This window comes from Pseudomonas rossensis, from assembly GCF_039888995.1.
Classification (GTDB): Bacteria; Pseudomonadota; Gammaproteobacteria; order Pseudomonadales; family Pseudomonadaceae; genus Aquipseudomonas; species Aquipseudomonas rossensis.
In genome coordinates this window covers 1-2,154 of the sequence record NZ_JBBWCB010000278.1, presented here as the reverse complement: position 1 = coordinate 2,154, position 2,154 = coordinate 1, and the positions used below count along the sequence as shown (strand labels likewise).

Genomic DNA, 2,154 nt, shown 5'->3' with positions numbered 1-2,154 from the left:
GTAGTAACCGATCAACTGGCCGCCGGCCGCCGTTTCACGCACCAGCACCACGGCTTGAGCGACGCCGTCCTGAGCCAGCAATCGTGCTTCGATTTCTTCCGGTTCAACACGGAAGCCGCGCAGTTTGACCTGCTGATCGAGACGGCCGAGGTATTCGATCACACCGTCGGCGGTCCAGCGCGCGCGGTCGCCGGTACGGTACAGACGCGCGCCCTGCTCGCCCAGCGGATCGACGACGAAGCGTTCGGCGGTCAGGCCTGGACGACCCAAATAGCCGCGCGCCAAACCGATGCCACTGATGCACAACTCGCCCGGCACACCGGCCGGCACGGGATTGAGTGCCTCATCGAGCACGCGGCACAGCACATTGCCCAGCGGACGACCAATCGGCGAGCGTTCGCCATCGCCGGTTGTGCAGTGCCAATGAGTGACGTTGATCGCGGTTTCGGTCGGGCCGTAGCGGTTGTGCAATTGCACGGCCGGCAGGTGTTCCAGCACGCGGTTGCGCAGCTCGGCGGGTAAGGCCTCACCGCCGGAGAATACGCGGCGCAGGCTGGTGCATTCGGTGGTCAGTGGTTCGTCGATGAACAGCGCCAGCAACGGCGGCACAAAGTGCAGCGTGGTCACGCCGAATTGCTGAACCAGTTGCGCGATGCGGTGCGGATCGCGGTGTTCGCCGGGGCCGACAATCAGCAAACGCGCACCTGTAATCAGCGGCCAGAAGCACTCCCACACCGACACGTCGAAACTGATCGGCGCCTTTTGCATCAGCACGTCGGTGTCGTTCAAACGATAGGTGTTCTGCATCCATTGCAGGCGCTCGGCGAGGGCTGCGTGGGTGTTGCCGACGCCCTTCGGCTGGCCGGTGGAACCGGAGGTGTAAATCACGTACGCCAGGTTGTCGCCGTGCAAGTGCAGGCCAGGCGCATGACTCGGCCAGCTCTCCAGATGCAAGGCGTCCATGGCGATCACGCTGACGCCATCGGTGGCCGGTAAGCAGTCAAGCAATTGGGTTTGGGTCAGCAGCAACTCGACGCCGCTGTCGCTGAGCATGTAGGCCAGGCGTTCGGCCGGGTAATCCGGGTCCAGCGGCACGTAGGCGCCACCGGCCTTGATGATCGCCAGCAGGCCGATCAGCAACTGCGGCGAACGCTCGGCGGCAATGGCCACGCAGACGTCCGGGCCGACGCCTTTGTCGCGCAGGTAATGGGCCAGGCGATTGGATTGGGTGTGCAGTTCGGCGAAGTCCATGGCGCCACCGTCCCACATCAGCGCAGTGCGCTCAGGGGTCAGGTGAGCCTGTTCGTTGAGCAATTCCGGCAGCCATTGGCTGGCCGGTGTGCACGGTGCGGCGCTCCACGATGCTTGCTGTTCAAGCTCGGACGGGTTCAGCAGTTGCAGATCGCCGATGGTGGTTTGGGGCTGTTCGCAAATTGCTCGCAGCAGGTTGCTGAGATGCTCGGCCAGACGCTCGATAGTCGCCACGTCGAACAGTTCGCTGGCGTAGTCGAAGGACAGGCTCAGGCGACCATTTCGGTCTTCCTCGCTGTGCAGTTGCAGGTCGAGCTTGGCTTCGCGGCTGTGCCACGGCAGCTCTTCGGCCAGCAGCCCAGGCAGGCGACGCAGTGCGCTCAAGTCCCGTTGCTGGTGGTTGAACATGACCTGGAACAAGCCTTGTTCGCGGGCCTGCGGGAAGGCTTCGAGCAATTGTTCGAACGGCAGATCCTGATGAGCTTGTGCGTCCAACGCTGCCCGACGGGTTTGCGCCAGCAGCTCAACGAATGGCAGCTGCGAATCCAACTCGACGCGTAGCACCTGGGTGTTGATGAAGAAGCCGATCAGCCCTTGGGTTTCCAGGCGCGGACGGTTGGCGTTCGGCACGCCGATGCGGATGTCGCGTTGGCCGCTGTAGCGGTGCAGCAGGCTCTGGAACGCGGCGAGTAATAGCATGAACGAAGTGGATTCATGGGCCTGGGCGGTCTGGCGAATGGCATCGCTCAGGGTCGCGCCCAACCGTACGGTGTGGCGCGCGGCGCTGTGAAGGTGTTGCGCCGAACGCGGATGATCAGTGGCAAGGCTCAGGGTCGGATGGTCACAGCCCAATTGCGCTTTCCAGTAAGCCAGCTGGCGCTCGCCCTCCCCTTGCGCCAGCCA

General features: G+C 63.7%; 1 protein-coding gene. It reads right to left on the bottom strand.

What is annotated here, in order from left to right; all coding sequences use genetic code 11:
- On the bottom strand, positions 1-2,154 hold a 2,154-nt coding region (locus WLY71_RS30360), incomplete at both ends, for an amino acid adenylation domain-containing protein (RefSeq protein WP_347806523.1).